Origin of the sequence: Azospirillum picis (genome assembly GCF_017876115.1) — a bacterium.
GTDB lineage: Bacteria > Pseudomonadota > Alphaproteobacteria > Azospirillales > Azospirillaceae > Azospirillum > Azospirillum picis.
Map to the genome: position 1 here is coordinate 40,832 of NZ_JAGINO010000031.1, position 22,814 is coordinate 63,645.

Annotated in this window: 24 protein-coding genes; 16 read left to right on the plus strand and 8 right to left on the minus strand. The window is 69.1% G+C overall.

Annotated elements, in window-relative coordinates:
* Positions 1-149 precede the first annotated feature (149 nt).
* From rpoZ to era, 7 genes are all read left to right on the plus strand, one after another.
* Positions 150-584: a DNA-directed RNA polymerase subunit omega gene (rpoZ, locus tag J2850_RS28455; RefSeq protein ID WP_209989920.1), complete on the plus strand. Its 435-nt coding sequence runs from the start codon at positions 150-152 to the stop codon at positions 582-584.
* 130 nt (positions 585-714) lie between these two features.
* The gene (locus J2850_RS28460; protein WP_209989923.1) at positions 715-2,877 is read left to right on the plus strand and encodes a RelA/SpoT family protein; all 2,163 of its coding nucleotides are present in this window, start codon (positions 715-717) and stop codon (positions 2,875-2,877) included.
* Positions 2,878-2,995: 118 nt separating this feature from the next.
* Complete coding sequence (locus J2850_RS28465) at positions 2,996-3,754, plus strand: pyridoxine 5'-phosphate synthase (RefSeq protein WP_209989926.1); 759 nt, start codon at positions 2,996-2,998, stop codon at positions 3,752-3,754.
* Positions 3,751-4,221, plus strand: a complete 471-nt coding sequence (gene acpS / locus J2850_RS28470; protein WP_209989930.1) for a holo-ACP synthase — start codon at positions 3,751-3,753, stop codon at positions 4,219-4,221. Before J2850_RS28465 ends, acpS begins: the two co-directional genes overlap by 4 nt.
* On the plus strand, positions 4,218-4,985 hold the full coding sequence (gene lepB, locus J2850_RS28475) for a signal peptidase I (RefSeq protein ID WP_209989932.1): 768 nt from the start codon (positions 4,218-4,220) through the stop codon (positions 4,983-4,985). Before acpS ends, lepB begins: the two co-directional genes overlap by 4 nt.
* The gene (rnc, locus tag J2850_RS28480; RefSeq protein WP_209989935.1) at positions 4,986-5,783 is read left to right on the plus strand and encodes a ribonuclease III; all 798 of its coding nucleotides are present in this window, start codon (positions 4,986-4,988) and stop codon (positions 5,781-5,783) included.
* A gap of 286 nt (positions 5,784-6,069) precedes the next feature.
* Complete coding sequence (era, locus tag J2850_RS28485) at positions 6,070-6,975, plus strand: GTPase Era (protein ID WP_209990051.1); 906 nt, start codon at positions 6,070-6,072, stop codon at positions 6,973-6,975.
* 200 nt (positions 6,976-7,175) lie between these two features.
* Here era and J2850_RS28490 read toward each other — a convergent pair whose 3' ends face one another.
* Both J2850_RS28490 and J2850_RS28495 read right to left on the minus strand, forming a co-directional pair.
* Positions 7,176-7,481: a hypothetical protein gene (locus J2850_RS28490; protein WP_209989939.1), complete on the minus strand. Its 306-nt coding sequence runs from the start codon at positions 7,479-7,481 to the stop codon at positions 7,176-7,178.
* 467 nt (positions 7,482-7,948) lie between these two features.
* Complete coding sequence (locus J2850_RS28495) at positions 7,949-8,215, minus strand: (2Fe-2S)-binding protein (protein WP_209989944.1); 267 nt, start codon at positions 8,213-8,215, stop codon at positions 7,949-7,951.
* 218 nt (positions 8,216-8,433) lie between these two features.
* On the opposite strand from J2850_RS28495, the gene J2850_RS28500 reads away from it, so the two are divergent.
* On the plus strand, positions 8,434-9,420 hold the full coding sequence (locus tag J2850_RS28500) for an SAM-dependent methyltransferase (RefSeq protein WP_246513699.1): 987 nt from the start codon (positions 8,434-8,436) through the stop codon (positions 9,418-9,420).
* 30 nt (positions 9,421-9,450) lie between these two features.
* Here J2850_RS28500 and J2850_RS28505 read toward each other — a convergent pair whose 3' ends face one another.
* Complete coding sequence (locus J2850_RS28505) at positions 9,451-10,425, minus strand: patatin-like phospholipase family protein (protein ID WP_209989947.1); 975 nt, start codon at positions 10,423-10,425, stop codon at positions 9,451-9,453.
* A 233-nt stretch (positions 10,426-10,658) separates the two neighbouring features.
* Here J2850_RS28505 and J2850_RS28510 point away from each other — a divergent pair, with 233 nt between their 5' ends.
* The 5 genes from J2850_RS28510 to J2850_RS28530 all read left to right on the plus strand — a co-directional run bounded on the left by J2850_RS28510 (position 10,659) and on the right by J2850_RS28530 (position 17,078).
* Positions 10,659-10,880, plus strand: a complete 222-nt coding sequence (locus tag J2850_RS28510; protein WP_209990063.1) for a hypothetical protein — start codon at positions 10,659-10,661, stop codon at positions 10,878-10,880.
* A 299-nt stretch (positions 10,881-11,179) separates the two neighbouring features.
* Positions 11,180-11,884 carry a protein phosphatase CheZ gene (locus tag J2850_RS28515; RefSeq protein ID WP_209989951.1) on the plus strand — a complete coding sequence of 235 codons (705 nt, stop codon included), beginning with the start codon at positions 11,180-11,182 and terminating at the stop codon, positions 11,882-11,884.
* Positions 11,850-12,731, plus strand: coding sequence for a hypothetical protein (locus J2850_RS28520; RefSeq protein ID WP_246513701.1), 882 nt, complete (start codon positions 11,850-11,852; stop codon positions 12,729-12,731). The genes J2850_RS28515 and J2850_RS28520 overlap by 35 nt, the downstream gene beginning before the upstream one ends.
* The gene (locus J2850_RS28525) at positions 12,728-13,459 is read left to right on the plus strand and encodes an OmpA/MotB family protein (protein WP_209989954.1); all 732 of its coding nucleotides are present in this window, start codon (positions 12,728-12,730) and stop codon (positions 13,457-13,459) included. The genes J2850_RS28520 and J2850_RS28525 overlap by 4 nt, the downstream gene beginning before the upstream one ends.
* 1 nt (position 13,460) lies before the next feature.
* Positions 13,461-17,078 (plus strand): tetratricopeptide repeat protein, encoded by a 3,618-nt coding sequence (locus tag J2850_RS28530; RefSeq protein ID WP_209989956.1) that lies wholly within the window; start codon positions 13,461-13,463, stop codon positions 17,076-17,078.
* 154 nt (positions 17,079-17,232) lie between these two features.
* On the opposite strand, the gene J2850_RS28535 is transcribed toward J2850_RS28530, so the two are convergent.
* The 5 genes from J2850_RS28535 to J2850_RS28555 form a co-directional block, all read right to left on the minus strand.
* On the minus strand, positions 17,233-19,131 hold the full coding sequence (locus J2850_RS28535; RefSeq protein WP_209989958.1) for a potassium transporter Kup: 1,899 nt from the start codon (positions 19,129-19,131) through the stop codon (positions 17,233-17,235).
* 277 nt (positions 19,132-19,408) lie between these two features.
* Positions 19,409-20,221, minus strand: coding sequence for a flagellar type III secretion system pore protein FliP (fliP, locus tag J2850_RS28540; RefSeq protein ID WP_246513703.1), 813 nt, complete (start codon positions 20,219-20,221; stop codon positions 19,409-19,411).
* Positions 20,218-20,544, minus strand: a complete 327-nt coding sequence (locus J2850_RS28545) for a flagellar biosynthetic protein FliO (protein ID WP_209989961.1) — start codon at positions 20,542-20,544, stop codon at positions 20,218-20,220. Before J2850_RS28545 ends, fliP begins: the two co-directional genes overlap by 4 nt.
* Before the next feature lie 34 nt (positions 20,545-20,578).
* A complete protein-coding gene (locus J2850_RS28550) occupies positions 20,579-21,004 on the minus strand; it encodes a hypothetical protein (RefSeq protein WP_209989964.1) in 426 nt (141 codons plus the stop codon).
* Positions 21,001-21,363 carry an EscU/YscU/HrcU family type III secretion system export apparatus switch protein gene (locus J2850_RS28555; RefSeq protein ID WP_211114044.1) on the minus strand — a complete coding sequence of 121 codons (363 nt, stop codon included), beginning with the start codon at positions 21,361-21,363 and terminating at the stop codon, positions 21,001-21,003. Before J2850_RS28555 ends, J2850_RS28550 begins: the two co-directional genes overlap by 4 nt.
* A gap of 173 nt (positions 21,364-21,536) precedes the next feature.
* Between J2850_RS28555 and flgB the strand changes: the two genes are divergently transcribed.
* The 3 genes from flgB to fliE all read left to right on the plus strand — a co-directional run bounded on the left by flgB (position 21,537) and on the right by fliE (position 22,780).
* Positions 21,537-21,941 carry a flagellar basal body rod protein FlgB gene (gene flgB / locus J2850_RS28560; RefSeq protein WP_209989968.1) on the plus strand — a complete coding sequence of 135 codons (405 nt, stop codon included), beginning with the start codon at positions 21,537-21,539 and terminating at the stop codon, positions 21,939-21,941.
* A 61-nt stretch (positions 21,942-22,002) separates the two neighbouring features.
* Positions 22,003-22,413 (plus strand): flagellar basal body rod protein FlgC, encoded by a 411-nt coding sequence (flgC, locus tag J2850_RS28565; RefSeq protein WP_209989971.1) that lies wholly within the window; start codon positions 22,003-22,005, stop codon positions 22,411-22,413.
* A gap of 67 nt (positions 22,414-22,480) precedes the next feature.
* On the plus strand, positions 22,481-22,780 hold the full coding sequence (fliE, locus tag J2850_RS28570; RefSeq protein ID WP_209989974.1) for a flagellar hook-basal body complex protein FliE: 300 nt from the start codon (positions 22,481-22,483) through the stop codon (positions 22,778-22,780).
* Positions 22,781-22,814: the final 34 nt, after the last annotated feature.

A 22,814-nucleotide genomic window follows, 5' to 3' on the forward strand; every position in this document is an offset into this window, starting at 1 on the left:
GGATACGGGCACCGACAGCCGGGACGGCAGGCCTCGCGGAAACCAGCCAGCACTCCTGCGCAGGGCAGCGGCGCTCTCGTTCGCGCTTGCACCATTCGGGCCACATCCATATAGTCTAGAGCCTCCTTGGAATCCGGAGTTCGTTTGGCATGGCCCGCGTTACCGTTGAAGATTGCGTCCTGAAGGTTCCGAACCGTTTCGAGCTGGTGATGATGGCGGCCCAGCGCGCCCGCGAGGTTGCGTCCGGCGCTCCGCTGTCGATCGACCGCGACAACGACAAGAACCCGGTCGTGGCGCTGCGCGAGATCGCGGACGAGACGGTGTCGCTGGACCACCTGAAGAATGCCCTGATCAAGGGCCATCAGAAGCATGTCGAGCCGGACGAGCCCGAAGAGGAGATCGTCGAGCTGATGGCGGGCGAGAATGATTGGGCCGCCCGCGGCAACAACTCGCTTGGCGACGAGGACGGCATGAGCGAGAGCGACGGCGAGGAGCTGACCGAGGACGACGACGTCGCCGCCGACATGGATGCCGAGCCGGGCGCCGGGTTCGCCATGACCGAGGATCCCGACGGAGACCTCTGATTCTGGACAACGACCGCAGGACCCGCGAAGGGACGACCCGTAAAGGGGCAGGGGGTGGAAATCCCCCTTTCGGTTCGCAAAGAACCATCACGTCAGCGTACATGGCGCCTTGCGCGCCGGGTCGGGCCGCATGATCCGGCAATATGAGCTTGTCGAGCGCGTCAAGGCCTACGATCCCACGGCCGACGAGGATCTGCTCAACCGCGCCTACGTCTTCTCGATGAAGGCGCACGGATCGCAGACGCGGGCGTCGGGCGACCCCTATTTCCTGCATCCGCTGGAGGTCGCCGGCATCCTGACCCAGATGAAGCTGGATGCCGGCACCATCGCCACGGCGCTGCTTCACGACACTGTCGAGGATACCGTCGCCACGCTCGACGACATCGAGCGGGTGTTCGGCAAGGAGATCGCGCGGCTGGTCGACGGCGTGACCAAGCTGTCGCGGCTGGAACTGAACAGCGAGCAGGCCAAGCAGGCGGAGAATTTCCGCAAGCTGGTCCTGGCGATGTCGGAGGACATCCGCGTCCTCCTGGTGAAGCTGGCCGACCGGCTTCACAACATGCGCACGCTCTATCACCTGAAGAAGCCCGAGAAGCGCCGCCGGATCGCCCGCGAGACCATCGAGATCTACTCGCCGCTCGCCGAGCGCATCGGCATGCACAAGATCAAGGACGAGCTGGACGACCTCGCCTTCGCGGAGCTGAACCCCGACGCCCGCGACAGCATCCTGGCCCAGCTTGCCCGCCTGCGCAGCGAGGGCGAGAACCGCGTCCAGACCATCATCACCGAGCTGCGCGAGCTGCTGGCCGTCGAGGGACTGCCCGACGCGTCGGTCACCGGCCGCGAGAAGTCGGCCTATTCGATCTGGCGCAAGCTGCAGCGCAAGAACGTCAGCTTCGAGCAGCTCTCGGACATCATGGCCTTCCGCATCACGGTGGGGTCGGTCGGCGAGTGCTACCAGGCGCTGGGCATCGTGCACGCCCATTACCCGGTCGTGCCCGGCCGTTTCAAGGACTACATCTCCACGCCGAAGCCCAACGGCTACCGCAGCCTGCACACCGGCGTGATCGGTCCCGGCCGCAACCGGATCGAGGTGCAGATCCGCACCCAGGACATGCACGAGATCGCCGAGCTCGGCGTCGCCGCCCACTGGGCCTACAAGCAGGACCACCAGCCCCGGCCGAACGGCGGCGAGTACCGTTGGCTGCGCGAGCTGCTGGACATCCTGGAGCATGCGCAGAAGCCGGAAGAGTTCCTGGAGCACACCAAGCTTGAGCTGTTCCAGGACCAGGTCTTCTGCTTCACGCCGAAGGGCGACCTGATCGCGCTGCCGCGCGGCGCGACGCCGGTCGACTTCGCCTATGCCGTGCACTCGCAGGTCGGCGACCATTGCGTCGGCGCCAAGATCAACGGCCGCATGCTGCCGCTGCGCACCCAGCTCCAGAACGGCGACCAAGTCGACATCGTCACGTCCAAGGCGCAGACCCCGGTTCCGGGCTGGGAGCGCTTCGTCGTCACCGGCAAGGCCCGCGCCCGCATCCGCAAGTTCCTGCGCACGCAGCAGCGCACCCAGTACATGGAACTGGGCCGCGGCATGCTGATGCGGCAGTTCAAGTCGGAAGGGTACGAGTTCACCGAGAAGGCGCTGGAAGCCGCCATCAAGATCTTCCAGCAGCCGACGGTGGACGACCTGATGGCGGGGGTCGGATCGGGCCTGCATTCGGCGCGCGAGGTCTTCCACACCGTCTTCCCCGGCCACAAGCCGCAGCCCGCCCCCGCCGCCCGCGAGGCGGAGGAGGCGCTGCCGAAGTCCAAGCCCGGCAAGGGGCGCAAGGAATCGCCGCTGCCGATCCGCGGGCTGATCCCGGGGATGGCGGTGCATTACGCCCGCTGCTGCCACCCGCTGCCGGGCGACCGCATCGTCGGCATCGTCACCACCGGCAAGGGCGTGACCATCCACACCATCGACTGCGAGACGCTCGAGAGCTTCAATGAGTCGCCGGAGCGCTGGATCGACGTTTCCTGGGAAACCGGCCCGGATTCGCCGGAGGAGCATGTCGGCCGCATCACCGTGGTCATCGCCAATGAACCGGGGTCGCTGGGCACCCTGTTCACGGTGATCGGCAAGAACCAGGGCAACGTCATCCACCAGAAGATCACGAACCGCAGCACCGATTATTTCGAGCTGCTGATCGACGTCGACGTCAAGGATGCCAAGCACCTGACCAACATCATGGCCGCGCTCCGCGCCACCCCGGCCATCCATTCGGTGGAGCGGGCGCGGGGACGGTGAAATCCCCGTCATGCATGGGCCATCCGGTCGGTTCGGCGTGACGGGAGCCATGCGCACCGCTATATAGACGGAATCGCTCCCGCCCGATCCGGCGGCGGCGGCGCTTTGGAGTCCGTGCATGTCCCGTCAATTGCGCCTCGGCGTGAACATCGACCATGTGGCGACCGTCCGCAACGCACGCGGCGGGGCGCACCCCGATCCGGTCCGTGCCGCCCGCCTCGCCATCGAGGCCGGTGCGGACGGGATCACCGCCCATTTGCGCGAGGACCGCCGCCACATCGTCGACCGCGACATCGACCGGCTGATGGCGGAGATCGACCGCCCGCTCAACCTGGAGATGGCCGCCACCGGCGAGATGCTGGGCATCGCCCTGCGCCACAAGCCGCACGCCGCCTGCCTGGTGCCCGAGAAGCGCACCGAGGTCACCACGGAAGGCGGGTTGGACGTCCTCGGCCAGTATGACCAGTTGGTCCGGCCGGTCGGCGAGCTGTCGGCGGCCGGCATCCGCGTCTCGCTGTTCATCGACCCGGAACCGGCGCAGCTCGACGCCGCCAGGCGCCTCGGCGCTCCGGTGGTGGAACTGCACACCGGCGCCTATTGCGACGCCGTCGATCCGGCGGAGCGCGACGCGGAACTGGCGCGCATCGTCCGCGCCGCCGCACACGCCGAGGCGATCGGCCTGGAATGCCATGCCGGCCATGGCCTGAGCTACGACACGGTCGGCCCGGTCGCGGCGATCCCGACCATCGTCGAACTGAACATCGGGCATTTCCTGATCGGCGAGGCGATCTTCGTCGGGCTGACCAATTCGATCGCCCGCATGCGCAAGGCGATGGAACGTGCCCGCTCCGCCACGCCGGCCGGGTCCGGCGCATGATGCTGTCCGGCACCATCATCGGCATCGGCAACGACCTGATCGATATCCGCCGGGTCGAGAAGTCGCTCGAACGCTTCGGGCAACGCTTCATCGACCGCATCTTCACCGAGGTCGAGCAGGCCAAGTCGGAGCGCCGCGCCGCTTCCGCGGCGAAGAACAACGCCCGCGCCTCGACCTACGCCAAGCGTTTCGCCGCCAAGGAGGCCTGCTCCAAGGCGCTCGGCACCGGGTTCCGCGATGGCGTGTTCTGGCGCGACATGGGGGTGGTCAACCTGCCGTCCGGGCAGCCGACCATGCGGCTGACCGGCGGCGCGCTCGCCCGGCTGGAGCAGATCACGCCGCCGGGCATGCGCGCGCGCATCCATGTGACGCTGACCGACGAATACCCGATGGCGGAGGCGATCGTCATCATCAGCGCCGAACCGCTTCCCCCCACCGTGCCAACCGATACGGCGACCCCAGAATGACCTTTCACGACAAGACGGCATCCGACGCCAAGCCCAAGGAGTCCGGGTTCGCCGAGACCGTCAAGACGGTGATCTTCGCGGTGCTGATCGCCTTCGGCGTGCGCACCTTCGCGTTCGAGCCCTTCAACATCCCGTCCGGGTCGATGATCCCGACGCTGCTGATCGGCGATTACCTGTTCGTGTCGAAATACAGCTACGGCTACAGCAAATACACCGTCGGCTTCGGCCTGCCGCTGTTCGAGGGCCGTATCCTGGGCAAGATGCCGGAGCGCGGCGACGTCGCCGTGTTCAAGCTGCCGCGCGACAACAAGACCGACTACATCAAGCGGGTGATCGGGCTGCCGGGCGACAGCATCCAGATGATCGGCGGCGTGCTGCACATCAACGGCCAGCCGGTCAAGCGCGACCGGATCGACGACTACGTCACCACGGATTCGCTGGGGCGCACGGTCCGGACCGCGCAGTACATGGAAACCCTGCCCAACGGCCGCACCCACCGGATCATCGAGGAGTCCGACAACGGGCCGCTCGACAACACGCCGGTGTTCAAGGTTCCCGAGGGTCACCTGTTCATGATGGGCGACAACCGGGACAATTCTCTCGACAGCCGGGTGCCGTCGCAGGTCGGTTTCGTGCCGTTCGAGAATCTGGTCGGCCGTGCCGAGTTCCTGTTCTTCTCGCTCGACGAAGGCACGCGCTTCTACGAGGTCTGGCGCTGGCCGGTCGACCTGCGCTTCAGCCGCCTGTTCAACGGAGTCCGGTAAGTGTCCAGTGTCACGAAGGCGTCCGCCGAAGCGGGCGCCGGGTCCGAAGCCGGAACCGAGGATGCCGCCGGGTCTGCCGCCGCGTCGGCAGACGTGGCGGAGCTGGCGCAGGCGCTCGGCCATCAGTTCGCGAACCTGTCGCTGCTGCGCGACGCCGTCACCCATCCGAGCCTGATGGGCCTGGAGCGTGCCGGGCGCAAGTCGCACAACGGGCCCGGCATCGCCTACGAACGGCTGGAGTTCCTCGGCGACCGCGTCGTCGGGCTGGTGGTCGCGCAGTGGCTGCTGGAGCGCTATCCGACCGAGCGCGAGGGTGCGCTGGCCAAGCGCCACGCTGCGCTGGTGCGCCGGGAGTCCCTCGGCCGCGTCGCCGACGCCATCGGGCTGGGCGCCTACCTGCGCCTGTCCCCGGCGGAGGCGCAAGGCGGTGGCCGGTCCAACCGCACCATCCTGGGCGATGCCTGCGAAGCGGTGCTGGGCGCCATGTATCTCGACGGCGGGCTGGAGCCGGTGACGCGCTTCGTCCGCCAGGCCCTGGCCGGCGAGATCGACAAGGCGACCCCGCCGCCGCTCGACAGCAAGACGACGTTGCAGGAATGGGCACAGGGCCGCGGCAAGCCGCTGCCCCAGTATGAATTGATCGAACGAAGCGGCCCGGCACACGAGCCGCAGTTCGTGGTGGCGGTCCACGTCGCCGGGATGGAGCCGGTCACCGGCACCGGCTCGTCGAAGCGGATCGCGGAAAAGAAGGCGGCCAGTGCGTTGCTGCGCCAGGTGGGAGTACAGGTCGATGACTGACGGTCGCGACGACATCGACAAGACGAAGATCGAGACCCCGGTGCCGGTGGAGACTGCCGTGCCGCCGGAAGGAGCCGCCGGCGGCGAGGAGCATGACCTCGGCGCGGAGGGCACCGGAGAAGGCGCCGGAGAGGGCACCGACGGCGGCCAGCCCGAAGGCGGCGAGCTCGATGACGGCTTCGGGGATGATGACTTCGAAGACGGCGAGTATGATGACGATGACGAGGACGAGGACGACGGCAGGCCGCGTGGATCGGTGATGCCGGTCCTGCCGCCGCTGCCGACCATGCCGGAGAATCCGCGCTGCGGCTTCGTCGCGCTGGTCGGCGCGCCCAACGCCGGCAAGTCGACGCTGCTGAACGCGATGATCGGCAGCAAGGTGTCGATCGTCAGCCCGAAGGTGCAGACCACCCGCACGCGGGTGCTGGGCATCACCATCCAGGGCGACAGCCAACTGATCTTCGTCGACACCCCCGGCATCTTCAAGCCCAAGCGCCGGCTCGACCGCGCGATGGTGGCGGCGGCCTGGCAGGGGGCGGAGGACGCCGACGTCATCGGCGTGCTCTACGACGTCTCGCGCCGGTCCATCGACGAGGATACCCGCAGCATCGTCGCCCGCCTGAAGGAGCAGGGGCGGGAAGCGATCCTGATCCTCAACAAGATCGACTTGGTGAAGCGCGACGTCCTGCTGGGCATCGCCGACGCCTTCCGGCAGGAGGGGATCTTCACCGACATCTTCATGGTGTCGGCCTTCACCGCCGACGGCGTCGCCGACCTGAGGCAGTTCCTGGCCGACCGGCTCCCGGATGGCCCGTGGCATTTCCCCGAGGACCAGATCTCCGACATGCCGATGCGGTTGCTGGCGGCGGAGATCACCCGCGAGAAGCTGTTTCTCCAGCTTCACCAGGAGCTTCCCTATTCAGCCACGGTCGAGACCGAGGTGTGGGAGGAGTTCGAGGACGGGTCGGTCAAGATCTCCCAGGTCGTCTTCGTCCAGCGCGAGAGCCAGAAGGCAATCGTGCTGGGGCGCGGCGGCCAGCGCATCAAGGCGCTCGGCTCGGCCGCCCGGTCCGAACTGGAGGGCATGCTGGAACGGCGCGTGCACCTGATCCTGTTCGTGAAGGTTCGCGAGGGATGGGTGGACGACCCCGAGCGCTATTCCGCCTGGGGGCTGGATTTCGGGGCGTCCTGACGGCTTTGAGGCACACCGGCTCCACCCACGATGGCGCCGGTGTGCGGCGGGAGTCCAAAGGGGCGGCAAGTGGCCGCCCCCGGTGGAGTTTTGAAAACCGATTTGTTTCAAGCACGGTCCGGCGGTGCGGATTGGCCTGTGCCGGCCGGGCGGTGCTGCGAGGCGGCTCCTGGCAGGCCGCCGTTCTTGTGACGCTGCCGTCAGGCCGCCAGCCGGCGCAGGCGTCCGTCGAAATCGTCGAGGGCGCGCATCAGGTCCATCATCGCCTGCTCGGCCCGCGCACGGGCGAAGCGCCAGGCGTCGTCGTCGGCGATCCGGGCCGCCTCGATATGGGCGATCGCACGGTTGTTCAAGCCGCGGAGCTGGTCGAGCGTTCGCTCCCACGCCTCGCGTCCGGCGATGTCCGACCGTTCCACCAGGGACCGGAGTGTTTCCATCCGATCGGTGGCGCGCAGCACGAGGTCTCGGCTCAGCGTGTCGAAAGCCTGCCGGTTACGGCCGCTCATGAATGATTCTCCTCTCTCTCAACCCTGTCAGACCTTACGGACGGCATTACGGTAATCCCGGGTCGGCACGGCGAAAACGCACCGGAAGCCCAGTTGGCACGTCCCCTATGGGAGATGGCCGCTATGCCGAAATGCGGGATTGCCGGACAGCGTTTCACCGTTCCGACAGCAAATCCCGCCGGGTTGGCCAGGTCCATAAAGGACAAGGCAAACCCGGTGGCCGAGGAAGTCTTCCTGGTTGAACGTGCGTTTCCTCCAGAGCCGGTTTCATCCGGCCCGTTGGCTTTTTATACGCCGCTATTTTTACGGCGCCTTTTTGATTTGGTGACGCTTTTGTGCCGGAACGGACCCGCCGGGTCAATCCGCCCAAAAATCATAGTCTGCGCGCATTGTGTCGCAGCCCAAAGGTGAGGGTTTCGACACGTCATAGGGCAAAGCGCGGCGGCCGGGAAACGCGGTGCGCGGGATTATTCGGCGGCGACCGCGTAGACGGGCAGGGCGGCGGGAACGGCATCGGCATTCGCCGGCTCCGGCACCGGGGTAGGGTGGCAGGCGGCCTGCTGGGCCAGGACCGCCTGATGCTCCGCGGCCATGCTGCGCATCATCGGCACGCATTTGCCGCACTTGACCTGGCATTGATGATGGCGGAACACCGAGGCCGGGTTGGTTGCGCCCTTGTCAAGCGCGGCCTTGACCTTCTTGTCGTTCAACGCGTGGCAGATGCAGACGTACATGAGCCCTCGGCGATTGAGGTGATCGGCGGCTGTGACCGGCGTGTTCCTGGTCCAGGAATAGCTGAGACTGAGAATCGTTGTCAACGATCGGCTTGCGAATGGCTCTCATATTGGGGGGCCTGCAGCGTTTTGTCACATCGCCGTCGGAGCGCCCGCGAAAGGGGAGGAGCCGACGCTATCGCTTGCAATCCCGATCCGGGAGCGGTAGCCCGTGGGACATGGACGACACCCCTTCCCCCAACGCACCCGGCGCCCGTCACGACGGGGGCCGCACGGATCCGGCCGCCGGTGCCGTGGCTGCACCGCTTGGCCAGACGGTCTATCTTGCCGCCGACGGCTTCCTGGACGAACTGCTGGCCGAACTCGGGGAGGTCTCGTCCGTCGACGGCCGGCTGGTCTTCGTCGACGGCCCGGCACGTCCGGCAGCCTGGGCCCAGAACATCTGGTACGACCCGGTGCGGATCGAGTTCGCCTCGATCAAGGGCGGGGCCAAGGCCCTGCGCGGCATCCAGCGCAACTGGGCGCTGTGGTCGCAGCGGCATCACCGGCGGGCGGCGCTGATCCAGGAGAACCTGCCGCACGTCTCGGCCAAGCCGATCGTCTTCCCGTCGCCGTTGCCGACGGCGCCGCTCGGATCCTGGACGCTGCTCGACGAGTCCACGATCATCGCCGCGGCGCGCTGCTCCAGTCCCTTCCGCAACGGCGAGGCGGTCTTCGTCGAGAACCGCAGCGTCCCGCCGAACCGTGCCTACCTGAAGCTGTGGGAGGCACTGACGCTGTTCGGCGAGCAGCCGGGGCCGGGCGATCGCTGCCTCGACCTTGGCGCCTGCCCCGGCGGCTGGACCTGGGTCCTGCACGACCTGGGTGCGTCGGTGGTCAGCGTCGACAAGGCGCCGCTCGACCCGGCCATCGCGGCGCTGCCGCGGGTGGAGATCCGGCAGGAGAGCGCCTTCGGCCTGAAGCCGGCCGACATCGGCGCGGTCGACTGGCTGTGCTGCGACGTGATCTGCTATCCGACCCGCCTGTTGCGCCTGGTGCGGGAGTGGATGGACAGCGGCCTTGCCAAGCGGTTCATCTGCACGCTGAAGTTCCAGGCCGAAACCGACCATGAGACGGCACGCGCCTTCGCCGCCATTCCCGGCGGGCGCCTGCTCCACCTCCACCAGAACAAGCACGAGCTTACCTGGATGTGGCCGGCGGCCTGACCGCCGTCGGGATATCCGGTGGGCGGGGGGCTACGCGCGGCGCAGGGCCAGTTCGATCGCCGGGCGGAGCATCGAGGCGGCGGCATGGCCGATCTCCACCGCTTCCGCCGCGCGGTCGAACTCCAGGATGCCGATGTGCGACAGGCGCGGGGCGATCAGCACGTCCGGCGGCTCGCCGGCGAGCCGGGATCGCGTGATGCGGTCCTGCATGATGTCGATGGAGCCCGCCATCACCTCCAGCGCGTTGGGCATCGGCTCGTGCGCGTGCTCGATCTGGTCGGCGAGGAAGCGGGTGCGCCGGGCCGGCTTGCGGCCGAGCCAGGTCGAGATCTGGCTGGTCAGGTGCGACAGGGCGGGAGAGGTCGCGTCGCCGCCCGCCACGACCTCCTCGCGCCTCGCCGGCGCGCGCACCACCGCCTTGGCGCGCGGGCGGCTCAGCGGGGAAAGCTCGCTGTTCAGGTTCACCGCCACCACGACGTCGGCCCCCAGCGCGCGGCACAGCGAAACCGGAACCGGGTTGACCAGCGCGCCGTCGACCAGCAGGTGGTGGTCCCGGCGCACGGCCGGGAACAGGCCGGGCATCGCGGCCGAGGCCAGCACCGCGGACATCAGCGGGCCGTCGCGCAGCCACATCTCCCGCCCCGTCGACAGGTCGGTGGCGACGGCGGCGAAGGGGCGGGGCAACTGCTCGATCATCACCTTGCTTCGCTCGTTGTCGAAGCGGCCGAACGCCTTCTCGGCGGCGACCAGGCCGCCGCGGCGGAAGGTCAGGTCGATGATGCCCAGCATGCCGAGCCACCCCATCTTCTGCGCCCACGCCTGCAACTCGTCGAGCTGGTCGGTGAGGTAGGCGGCGCCCACCGCGGCCCCGATGGAGGTGCCGCAGATGATGTCCGGTTCGACCCCGGCCTCCTCCAGCGCGCGCAGCACGCCGATGTGGGCCCAGCCGCGCGCGGCGCCGCTGCCCAGCGCCAGGCCGATCTTCAGGTCGGTTCCATTCTTCATCCGCACCCCCTGCTGCGGCAGCGGTCACGCCGGCTGTCCAGCGTGATCTGGAGCATATGATCTAGGCATCGCCGTTCGGATTCGGAAGCGGCCGGAAGTGGCAAGCCTCAGGGGTTGCGGGCGCCGCCCGTGCGGGAGGTGGGCGTCGCCGCCCATTTGACCAATCTTTGACACGGATCAGTGTTCGGCGATCATCGACTGTGGCATTTCTGTGTCGGTTTCTCGGGAATAACATGAAGGCCGTCGACGTTAACCATGTGTCAACTGGCCTTGCCGTAGTTTCGTTGCATCGCGGCATAGTTATCGGCACCGGAAGGTTTGTCATGGCGGACCAACTGAAGAGTTTCAGGAAGGATTGGCAGCGCTGGTCGTCGACCGAGAAACTGGTGGCGGTCACCGTTATTCTGGCAATCGCCGCTCTTCTGGGCGCGCCCGCTGCCGCCAACATGTTCTGAGGCGCTCCGGGCGGCGTTTTGCGCGCCCCGACCGTGATGCAATTGCCACTCTGTTGCCGTGGCCACTTCGTCTTTACCGGGTCTTAACCCTCGCGAACTAGCCTGACCAGGCTCGGACATATCCTGGGACAGGTCGGGCGCCGATGGAGGGGCCTGGAGCTCCCGCCGACGGCACCGACGGGCGCCCGCAGGGTGCCGGCCAGGGGAATCCGGGCGCTGCTGCGCCGTCCGGCCGGTCCACCCGGCAGCCGGAGGCCAGTCCGCCCCGCCGGCCCCGCTTCTCTCGCTGGACATGCCCGATGACCTTTTCCGCCCAGACCGCCGTGACGGAACAAAAGCTCCTCAGACAGCGCCTCGACGCCGCCTTCGCCGAGGCCGCGCAGCCGCTGTCGCGGGAGGAGGTGACGGAGATCGTCCGCACCATCCTGTCCAGCATGGACGGCGACATTTCCGCCACCGACCTTCGCCTCTACAAGGAGGTGGTGGATCTGGCCAAGTTCATCGAGACGGCCAAGCAGGAGATCGCGGCCCTCCAGCCCGCCGACATCCGCGACGAGCATATCCGCAGCGCGACCGATGAACTGGACGCGGTGGTCGGTGCCACCGAGAAGGCGACTTTCGCCATCTTCGACGCCTGTGACGCCATTTCCGCCGTCGCGGGGCAGACCGAAGCCGCCACCTCCGCGACGCTGAACGACCAGGTCACCAAGATCTACGAGGCGTGCAACTTCCAGGACATCACCGGCCAGCGCATCGGCAAGGTGGTGCGAACCCTCAAGCACATCGAGGCGAAGGTCGACATGATCGTCGCCGCCTTCGGCAGCGAGGTGCGCCAGAACCACGCCCCGCGGCTGGCCAAGCTGGCGGCGGAGGAGGCCGAGGCGGCCCATTACGAGCCGATGAGCGAGGAGGAGGCCGACAAGCAGCTCCTGCACGGGCCGCAGATGCCGGGTGCCGCCATGGACCAGGATGAGATCGACCGCCTGCTCGCCAGCTTCGACTGACGCCATGCTGGCCGGCGCCTCGATCAGCGGTCCGGGCAACGGACAAGGCGGCGGGCCGGGCAGCCCGTTGTCCGGCCATGCCGGTGGTGGTGCCGCCGGAGGTGCCGGCGGTGCAGGCGGCAGCCGTGCCGGCCGGCAGCTTCCGGGAGCCGCAGCCATCCATGCCGGCGCATCCGGAAATCCGAACAACGGCAGCATCCTGCTTCTGCTGTCGCTGTTCCTGCTCCTGCTCGTCTTCTTCATCGTGCTGAACGCCAACTCGGTGCAGACGGTGCAGAAGGTGAAGGCGGTGGCGGCTTCGCTGGAGCGGACGTTTCCCAGCTTCGTCATCGACCCGCGCCTGCGCGACGGGATGGAGCCGGTGGCGTCGCGTGCCGGCACGGTCTTCGCCGTGCAGCGGCTGGAGAGCGTCGGCACCCTGTTCGCGACCGCCGTCGCCGTCGCCAAGGTGGAGGTGGTGGCCCCCGGGCAGCTCCTGGAGGTTCGGCTTCCGGCCGACGACCTGTTCGTTCCCGGCACCATGGTCCTGCGCCCCGACCGCCAGGGCCTGATCGACCGCATCGCCGACGCGCTCCGGCAGTCGCGGCAGGGTGAGCGGGTGGAACTGGATGCCCTGCTCGGCATCGGTCCGACCGGTACCCCCAGCCAGCCGCCGGGTCCGGTGGCAAGGGCCGGCGCCCTGGCCCGCGCCCTGGTGGCGGACGGTGCGCCGGTCGGCAACGTCACGGTTGGCATCGAACGGGGCGAGCCGGGCGGCGTGCGCCTGCTGTTCTCGCTGCGTTGGGCCGAAGCGCCGAAGGGTGATGGTCAGGTGGGCGCGCCGGGCAGGGCGGAGGCGCCGCGATGATCCGCATCCCCTCCGTGGCCGGTGGCGGCCGTCACGCTGCGGGCAGGTCCGGAACCGGTGCCGACGCCGAGCGGCGCAAGACGTTGTGGCTGATCAGCTTCACCGACCTGATCTCGCTGATGCTCGCCTTCTTCGTCCTGATGTATGCGATGAGCGAGCCGGAGGCGGAGCGCTGGACCGAACTGGCCAAGGGCGTGTCGCAGCGGATTCCGGCGGCACCGTCGACCGCGACCGCGCCATCGGACCGCCCCGCCGATCCGCGCGCCGCGTTCAACGCCCAGGCCGTGGAGGCACGGGCGGCCATCGACCTTCACTATCTCGCCGCCCTGTTGGGCGGCCAGACGCGGTCGAACGCCGAGCTGTCGGTGGTCGAGGTCCGGCGGGAGGACGACCGGATCATCATCCGCCTGCCGGGCGAACGGATTTTCGACGCGGGCGGTGCCGCATTCACCGAGGAGGGGCGGCGCGTGCTGTTCCTGCTGGGCGCGGTGATCGGCCGCATCGGCAACCGCATCGAACTGGTCGGCCATGCCGAGGGCGAGGATCCCGCCGGCGGCGCGGCCTGGGAACGGGCGTTGACACGGGCGGTTGCCGTATCGGCGGCTCTGCGTGAAACCGGGTACCGCCGCGATCTCGTGGCGCGTGCGGTGAACCTGCCGGCCGCGCCGGCCGGTCCCGGCAGCCGCCTGCCGGTCGACATCGTGGTGCGCGAGGAAGGAGCGGATTGAGGTGACGGAGCGGTCGGCATCATGGACCAAGCGCTGGCTGCGCGGTTGCGCCGCGGCGGTGGCGCTGCTGTCCGCGCCGATCCTGCTGGCCCCGGCTGCCGCGGATGCCGCCACCGTGCCGGTGCGCGCCGGCAGCCACAAGGAGTTCGGCCGGCTGGTCTTCGACTGGCCGGGCAAGGTCGATTACCGCGCGGCGGTCGAGGGCGGCCGGCTGGTCGTCGGCTTCGACCAGCCGATCGAGGTTGAGATCGGGCGCGTCGTGCGGACGCTGCCGGACTATCTTGCCGACGGCCGGGTCGAGGCCGATGGAAAGACCGTCTCCTTCGACCTCAAGCGCCCGGTGACGGTCCGCAGCTTCCGCAACGGCAACTCGGTCGCCGTCGATATCTCGCCGGCTGCCGACGCTGCGCCGCCCGGCGCCGTCCGGACGTCCGAAAAGGAACCGGCCAGGGCGGATTTGGACAAGGCGGAGCCGGGCAAGACCGAGGCCGGCAAGACTGATCCGGGCAAGGCGGGAGCCGCGCAAAAGGTCCAGGCGCCGCCTTCCGGCGGCACGCTGCGCGTCCGTGCCGCCGATGGCCAGGACGGCAGCCGACTGTCGTTCGAGTGGCCGTCCCCGACCGGCTATTCGGTCAAGCGCGATGGTGCCGCGGTGACGGTCGCCTTCGACAAGGCCGGAACGGCCGACCTTTCCGGGCTGCCCAGGACCGGCCTGCGCAACGTCCGCAACATGGACTCCTACCGTCAACCCGATGGAACGCTCGCGGTCACCTTCGCGGTGCCGCAGGACGCCGAGGTGAAGGACAGCCGTGCGGGCCGGACGGTGGTGCTGGATGTCGGCAACCCCGGCTCCCGGCCCGGGATATCCGGCGCCGGAAGCAGCGCCGACACCGCGCCGCCACCTGCCGCGCCGACACCCGCCACAACGCCACCCGCCACCACGCCATCCGCCGCACCGCGGTCCAACGCGCCGCCGCCTGCCGTGCCGCCGACGGAATCGGTGACCTCGGCGACATCCGGCCGCTCGGCGACGGTGGCCAACGCCGCGACGGCGGCGCCTGCCGCCTCCGCCCCGCCGCCTGCCGCCGCCATGTCGGCACCCACCGACAAGGCCGCGGATGCCAAGCCGCAGCCAGCCGCCGGACCCAAGGGACCGGTGCTGACCTTCGACACCGGCGGCCCGGCTTCGGTGGCCGTCTATCCGCGGGCCGGCCAGCTCTACGTCGTGTTCGACCGGCCGATGCCGATCGGCGCCGGGAAGCTCGGCGGTCCGGGATCCGAGCTGATGGGAACGGTGGAGCCGGTGCCGGCCACCGGCGGCAGCGTCTTCCGGACCAAGATCGGTCCGATGGTCTGGCCGACGGTGGAGCGCCAGGGCACCGGCTGGCGAGTGGTTTCGTCGGGCCGTCCCGCCAACATGGCCGGCGCCAACGATCTGCGGATCGAACCCGACCCCGAATTCCTGCTGGGTGCCCGGCTGCTGGTGCGCGCGCCCGACGCGGCGAGCGTCGTGCAGTTCACCGATCCCGACGTCGGCGACCGCATCCAGGTGGTGCCGCTGCCCGCGCCGGGCCAGGGCGTGCCGGAACCGCACCGCTTTCCCGACCTGGAGGTGATGCCGTCCTACCAGGGCGTCGTGGTCCGCCCGGTTTCCGACAACGTGACGGTGCGGCCGGTGAAGGAGGGCGTCGAACTGACCACCGCCGGTGGCCTGCACCTGTCGCCCGCCGCGGATGCCGGCACTCCCGCAGCGGCGCCGCCCCCGCCGGCGCTGCCCGCCGCCCAGCAGCCGGCCGCCCCGCAGCCGGTGCCGCCGCAACTGGCCACCGCCCCGTCGCCCGCCGCCGGCGGGTCGTCGCCGGCGATGGAGCCGCCGAAGCCGCAGCAGGCGCAGGCGGCACCGCAGGGGCGCCGCCTGTTCAACCTTCCCGCCTGGAAGCACGGCGACCTCGACCATTTCACCGAGGCGCGCCAGGACCTCCAGCTCGCCGTCGTCAACGCCCCGGAATCCGAGCGGCCGAAGGCACAGCTCGACCTGGCCCGCTTCTACTTCGCCAACGGCTTCGGGCAGGAGACGCTCGGCATACTCGACGTGCTGCAGCAGAACCAGCCGGACCTGGAGGGGTGGCCGGAGTTCCGCGCGTTGCGCGGCGCCGCCCGCGTGCTGACCGGCGACCTCGACGGCGGCGAGGCCGACCTGACGGTTCCGGCGCTGGCCGGCAATCCGGAGGCCGGGCTGTGGCGGGCCGCCATCGCCGCCGATCGCCGCGACTGGCCGAAGGCGATGGAGGGCTTCAAGGCGTCGGGGCAGATCCTGAACTCCTATCCGGAGCCGATGATCGGCAAGCTCGGCCTGCGGGCGGCGGAGGCGGCGCTGGAAATCCGCGACACCGGCACCGCCAAGCGCCTGCTGGACCGCGTGCTGGAGCACAGCGGCCCCGACCAGGAAGAGGATCCGCAGACCCGCTACCTGCGCGGCCTGCTCTATGCGCAGACCGGCGAAACGGACCAGGCGCGGGAGCAGCTTACCGCCGCCTACAACAGCTATGACCGGTTCTACCGCGCCAAGGCCGGGCTGGCGCTGACCAACCTGGAACTGGCGGAAGGCAAGATGTCGCCGAGCGCCGCGGCGGAGCAGCTCGCCGGCCTGACCTTCACCTGGCGCGGCGACGATCTGGAGATGCAGATCCGCTCGCGCATGGGCGAGGTGCTGATTGCCGGCGGAGACTACGCCAAGGGCTTCAACACCATGAAGGAAACGGCAGCCCTGGTTGCCGACACGCCGCGGGCCGAGGCGATCACCAAGGAGATGGGGCGCATCTTCGCCGACCTGTTCAAGGACGGCGGCCAGCGGCTTCCGACGCTTCAGGCGCTCCAGCTCTACGACCAGTTCCGCGAGCTGACCCCGGTGGGCGAGGCGGGCGACGAGATCATTCGCCAGCTCGCGGAACGCCTGATCTCCATCGACCTGCTCAACCGCGCCGCCGACCTGTTGCAGCATCAGGTGGAGTACCGCCTGTCGGGTATCGACAAGGCGCAGATCGGCACGCGGCTGGCATCGGTCCGGCTGCTGGACAACAAGCCGGAAGAGGCGCTGAAGGCGCTGGAGCTGTCCAACATCGCCGGCCTTCCGGCGGATCTGGCCGCCGAGCGGCGCCTGATGCAGGCCAAGGCGCTGGCGGAGCTGAACCGCGGCGACGAGGCGATGCAGTTGCTGGCGCAGGACGACAGCACCAACGCCAACCTGCTGCGCGTCGACATCGCCTGGAAAGGCCAGAAATGGGACGCCGCCGCCCTGGCGCTGAACAAGGTGATCGGCCCGCCCCCGCCGCCGGGCAAGCCGCTGGACGCCAACGCCTCGCAACTCGTGCTCAACCGGGCGGTGGCGCTGGCGCTGGCCGGCGACGGCAACGGTCTGAACCTGCTGAAGAAGGATTTCGAAGGGTCGATGAAGGGCGGTCCCAACGAGGACGCCTTCCGCATCCTGACCCGTCCGGAACAGGCGATGGGCCTGATCGACGTCAGCACCATCCGCTCCCGCGTGGCGGAGGTCGACATGTTCAAGAAGTTCCTCAAGGACTACCGGGGCAAGGCCACCACGGACAAGCCGACCACCTGAGGCGCGGGTCGGGGATGAGGCAGAGGCGGCACCGCCGCTAGGGTCTGTCCGGTGCTTATCGAAGCACCGGACAGACTCCAAGCTTCTGGTCTTCCGTGTGAAGATCTTCCGTGTGAGTCACGTTTCAAGCGATGCCGCTTGAAACGATCCCACTCTAAAGCTGGACCTGGGTTCCCAGCTCCACCACCCGGTTGGGCGGCAGCTTGAAGAAGTCGGTGGCGCTGACCGAGGTGCGGGACATCACCACGAACAGCTTCTCGCGCCAAAGCGCCATCTGCGAGTTCATCTTGGGGATCAGGGTCTCGCGGCCGAGGAAGAAGGAGGTCGCCATCACGTCGAACTCCAGGCCGAAGGCCTTGCACAGCCGCAGCGCCTTGGGGATGTTCGGCTCCTGCGAGAAGCCGTAACGGACGGTGATGCGGTAGAAACCCTCGGCCAGCCCCTCCACCACGACACGGTCCTTGGCGGGCACGCGCGGCACGTCCTCCACCACCACGGTCACGAAGACCACGCGCTCGTGCAGCACCTGGTTGTGCTTCAGGTTGTGCAGGAGGGCGATCGGCACGGTGTTCGAGCTGGAGGTCATGAAGACCGCCGTGCCCTTCACCCGGTGGATTTCCGTCGACTTCGCCTGCCGCCGGATGAAGGCGTCGAGCGGAAGCGATTCCTCGGCCAGCCTCCTGGTCAGCACGGCGCGGCCGCGCCGCCATGTGGCCATGAGGCCCAGCGTGATGACGGCGATGACCAGCGGCACCCAGCCGCCGTGCGGGATCTTCACCGCATTGGCGGCGAAGAAGGACAGCTCGATGGTGAGGAACACGGCGCCGACCGCGAGGCAGACCGGCAGGCTCCAGTTCCAGCGCCGGCGCGCCACCACCAGGAACAGCGTCGTGGTGATGATCATGTCGCCGGTGACCGCGATGCCGTAGGCGGCGGCGAGCCGGCTGGAGGACTGGAAGACCACCACCAGCCCGATCACCGCGGCCAGCAGGCCCCAGTTGGCGCGGGGGATGTAGATCTGCCCCTCCTCCTCGTTGGAGGTGTGCCGGATGTCCAGGCGCGGGCAGAGGCCGAGCTGCACCGCCTGCCGGGTCAGCGAGAAGACGCCCGAGATCACCGCCTGGCTGGCGATGACGGTGGCGGCGGTCGACAGCGCGATCAGCGGGTAGAGCCCCCATTCCGGCGCCAGCAGGTAGAAGGGGCTGCGCACCGCGGCCGGGTTGCTGATCAGCAGCGCGCACTGGCCGAGATAGTTCAGCAGCAGCGCCGGCAGCACGACGGCCAGCCACGCGACCTTGATCGGCCGCCGGCCGAAATGGCCCATGTCGGCATAGAGCGCCTCGCCGCCGGTCACCGCCAGCACCACCGCCCCCAGCACGAGGAAGCCGGCGATGCCATGCTCCACGAAGAAGGAAATGGCGTAGGCCGGGTTGAAGGCGATCAGCACGCCGGGCTGCTGCACGACCTCCGCCAGTCCCAGCACGCCGAGGACGCTGAACCAGGCGAGCATGATCGGGCCGAACAGGGCGCCGACGCGCGAGGTGCCGTGGCTCTGGATGCCGAACAGGGCGATCAGGATGGCGACCGTCAGCGGCACGACCGCGCTTTCCAGCGCCGGCTCCGCCACCTCCAGCCCCTCGACCGCCGACAGGACCGACATGGCGGGCGTGATCATGCCGTCGCCGTAGAACAGCGAGGCGCCGAACAGGCCGAGCGCGGTCAGCACCGTCAGCCGCCCCGACGCGTCCGGCCGGGTCTTCGACGCCAGCGCCAGGAGGGACAGGATGCCGCCCTCGCCCTTGTTGTCGGCGCGCATGACGAAGAGCACGTACTTGACGGTCACCACCATGACCAGCGACCAGAACACCAGGGACATGATCCCCAGGATGTTGGCCGGCGTCAGCGGCAGCCCGTGGTCGCCGCCGAAACATTCACGCAGGGTGTAGAGGGGGCTCGTGCCGATGTCGCCGAAAACGACGCCCAGGGCGCCGAGCGTCAGCGTCGCGAGCTTGCCGGTATCGGGCGGCGCGGCCTTCAAAGCGGTGTCGGTCATGCAGTGGTAGCGGTCCGAGGTTGGTCCGTCGACGCGATGGGCGGGGCGATGGACACGGTCCGCTTCGTGGCGCCGCATCCGGCTGCCGCGATCGGTCGGCACGGTCCGGCCGGGCGGCATCCTGCCTGCCCGCGTCCTGCCTGCCCATGTCCGGCGCCCATCGCCTTCCTCATACGCGTTTACGGGCGGCAACGCCAGAGCGCGCTTGCGCCGCCGCCGCGGCGGCCGGCCGCCTGCGACGAAGTGCGCGGAGCGATCGATGTACGGCCGGCTGCGGCTAGATCGTGCCGAAGCTGCGGGCGAGCGAGCCGGCGATCAGGTACCAGCCGTCGACCAGGACGAAGAAGATGATCTTGAACGGAATCGCCACCATGGTCGGCGGCAGCATCATCATGCCCATCGACATCAGGATCGACGACACCACCATGTCGATGATCAGGAAGGGCAGGAACAGCAGGAAGCCGATCTCGAAGCCGCGCTTGATCTCCGAGATCATGAAGGCCGGCACCAGCACGTGCAGCGGCATGTCGGCCGGCTCGGCCACGTTCTGGATGCGCGCCATGTCCATGAACAGGCGCAGGTCCTTCTCGCTGGCGTGCTGCAGCATGAACTCGCGCAGCGGCGCCACCGTGCGCCGGAACGCCTCCATCTCGTCGATCTCCTGGTTGATCAGCGGCTGGATGCCCTGGGTGTAGCTGCGCTCGAACACCGGGGCCATGACGAAGAAGGTCAGGAACAGCGCCAGCGACATCATCACCGTCGTCGGCGGCACCTGCTGCACGCCCAGCGCGTTGCGCAGGAAGGACAGCACGATGACGATGCGGGTGAAGGCGGTCATCATGATCAGGATCGACGGCGCCAGCGACAGCACGGTGATCAGCGCCACCATCTGGACGATGCGGCCGGTCGCGGTGCCGCCGGCGTCGCCCAGGTCGAAGGTCAGGCTCTGCGCCAGTGCCGGGCCGGCGCTGAGCCCGACGGCGACGCCGGCAGCCAGCGCGAGCAGCAGGCCGGCGGCGGCGGGCTTCCAGCCGATCCCCGGACGTCCGGTCCCGCCCGTCGCGGCGGGGTGCAGGCGGAGGGCGCTCATCGCGGCCCGCTCCCGGCGTCCGCCGGATCCGCGGTCCGCGCCAGCGCGCCGTCGAAGCCGCCGGCCGGGGCGCTGTCGATCAGCAGGTCGCCGTTGGCGCCCAGCAGGATCAGGTGCTCGCGGTCGTCGCGGCGGACCAGCAGCAGCCGCCGCCTGGCGTCGATCGGCAGGGCCTCGACCACGCTCAGCCTGCGCTGGCGGGAGCGGCCGCGCACGGCGCCCCCGGCCATGCCGGCGCGGCGCAGCAGCCAGCCGCCGGCCAGGATCAGCGCCACCACGAACAGGAGCGCCATCACGAAACGGAAATACTGGTCGAGATCCATGGGACCGGCAGGCTTTCTACTGTCTGGGCCAGGTTCAGGGCGCGTCGGGAGCAGGCGGTACGCCGCCGCCGCCATAGGCGGCGGTGGCGCGGCGCCGGGCGCTGTGGGGATCGTCGCGACCGGCCAGCGCGGCGGCGATGCTCTCCCGGCACAGCGCGTGCTGCGCGGTGAGCGCCGTCGCCAGCGGGTCGAGCGCGGCGACGAGGTCGCCCAGCGGGCCGAGCAGCGTGCGGGCGTCGCCCCTCGGCAGTGTTTCGGCGGCGGCGCAGAGACGGGCGACGCGGTCCTCCAGTCCGGCGAGGTCGATCGGCACGCCGGCCTCCACCTCGCACCGCGCCCGGTCGAGCGCCTGGGCGAGGGCGGCGGTGCGGCCGGCCAGCCCGGCGGCGTCGTCGGCCTCGGGGATCCGCAGCGGATCGGGGAGGGGGGTCGGATCGGAGGATGGCGGCAGGGGGGTCACGGCTGGTCCTTCTCCTCGCGATGCGGCTGCGGTTCGGGCGCCGGGGGCAGGGTGCCGTTGGCGCGGTAGACATGCGCCAGGATCTCCGCCACCGCGGCGATCGCCTCCACCGGGATGTCGCTGTCCACCTCGATGGCCGACAGGACCTCGACCAGGTCGGCGTCCTCGCGCACCTTGACGCCGTTGGCGTAGGCGAGTTCGAGGATCTGCTCGGCCACCGTGCCCTTGCCGGTCGCGACGATGCGGGGCAGGGTTTCCGTCCCCAGTTCGTACTTCAGCGCCACCGCCACGGGGCGGCGGGCCGGCTGCTTGGCCGGCGGCGCGGAGGAGCGGGAGGGATCTGAGGAGCGGGCGGACAAAGGGGGTTCCCGGGGACGGCAGCCTTAGGCCGGCATCCTGGACCGTCAGGCTTAACGAAGTGTAAAGGCAGCGCCGGCGCGGGATCCGTTCAAGCCGGTATTCATCCTTCGTTAACGCAAACCAGCGACGATCACGGGACGGAGAAACGGCGCAATCCAGCGGGACGCGGGCCATGGACCTCGGAAATCTCGGCCTCTTCAAGCTGATGTCGCGCAAGATGGACTGGCTGACCCAGCGTCAGGAGGTCCTGTCCCAGAACATCGCCAACGCCGACACGCCCGACTTCAAGGGCCGCGACCTGAAGCCCTTCAGCTTCCGCGACGCGCTGGGCGACAACCGGCGGCTGACGCCGGCCTCCACCAACCCGGCGCACCTCGCGGGCACCCGCGGCCCCGGCGGCACGGCCAAGGAGGAGCGGGTGCGCGACCCGTACGAGACGGCGCCGGACGGCAACAACGTCGTCCTGGAAGACCAGATGATGCGGATGAGCCAGAACTCGATGGATTACCAGACCATCACCAACCTGTATAAGAAGCAGGTGGCGATGATCAAGTCGGCGATCCGCTCCGGGAGCTGAGGTGCCGCTTGCGGCTGCGCCGGCCGGCGCCCGGTCCGGCGGTTGTTGAGGAGGCGTTGCGATGGATCTCTACAAGTCGATGGCGGTCTCCGCCTCGGGCATGAAGGCGCAGGGCACGCGCCTGAAGGTCATTTCGGAGAATCTGGCCAACGCCAACACCACGGCGGAGACGCCGGGCGACCTGCCTTACCGGCGCAAGACCGTCACCTTCCGCAACGAGCTCGACCGGACGATGGATGTCGACAAGGTCCGCGTCGCCAAGGTCGACGTCGACAAGAGCGATTTCCAGCGCCGCTACGACCCGTCCCACCCCTCGGCCGATGCCGACGGCTATGTGCTGCTGCCCAACGTCAACACGGTCGTGGAGGCGATGGACATGCGCGAGGCCCAGCGCAGCTACGAGGCGAACCTGTCGGCCATCGACACCGCGCGCCAGATGCTGACCCGCACCATCGACATCCTGCGCGCCTGACCCGCGCCGCTCCTCCAGGACCCGCCCCTCCCGATCCCCGCCGCCCTGACCAACCGGAACCGCCGCCATGATCAATCCGCTGAACGCCGCCGCGGCTTACGCCACCACCGCGGCCAAGACCACCGGGGCCGGCATGGCCCCGCGCGACGGCGCGTCCTTCGGCGAGGTGCTGGAGCAGGCGGCCAAGGAGTCGATCGGCACGCTGAAGAAGAGCGAGGACATGTCGGCGATGGCCGCCGTCGGCAAGGCCGACCTGAACGATGTCGTCCAGGCGGTGACCAATGCGGAGGTGACGCTGCAGACCGTCACGGCGGTTCGCGACAAGGTGCTGAGCGCCTATCAGGAAATCCTGCGCATGCCGATGTGACGGCCGGTGCCGTCCGCTTTCCAGCCGGCCGTCC